Origin of the sequence: Blastococcus sp. TF02A-30 (genome assembly GCF_003319185.1) — a bacterium.
Lineage (GTDB): Bacteria > Actinomycetota > Actinomycetes > Mycobacteriales > Geodermatophilaceae > Blastococcus.
In genome coordinates this window covers 1-502 of sequence record NZ_QOHJ01000029.1, presented here as the reverse complement: position 1 = coordinate 502, position 502 = coordinate 1, and the positions used below count along the sequence as shown (strand labels likewise).

General features: G+C 68.3%; 1 protein-coding gene. It reads right to left on the bottom strand.

What is annotated here, in order from left to right:
• Positions 1-502 (bottom strand): hypothetical protein (locus DQ241_RS20300; protein WP_199584800.1); only part of this gene is annotated, 502 nt, incomplete at both ends.

Genomic DNA, 502 nt, shown 5'->3' with positions numbered 1-502 from the left:
AGATGTGTATAAGAGACAGGTGTCCTTGTTGTGGAACAGGTTCAGATCCATGTCGAGGTCTTCCTGATACCGGAACAGCGCCGGTCCGAGTCGCCGCCAGGAACGCAGATCCTCCGACACGGCGATCGCCGTGCGCGGCCCGAGCGGACCGTAGGCCACGTATGTCATGACGTGGAGACCCAGCGTCTGGATCCACGTCGTGCGCGGGTCTTCCACGCCGGCGTTGCCGACGCCGCGCTCCCAGCCGCGGTCCGGCGCGAGCACGACCCCTTCCCGTTCGACGCCGACCGGCACGCCGTCCTCGATCACGACGCGGGCCAGGCCCACGCGGGAGACGTTGCCCTCGGCGACCAGGCGCGGCAGGAGGTAGAGCCGGCCGTCGGGTCCGCGACCGGATGCGGGGTTCAGCACGCCTTCCGCTTCGAGCGGGTCGCCCGGTTCGGGCGTCATGACGACGCCGAGGCGCGTGAGGCGGTAGGGGACCTGTCTCTTATACACATCT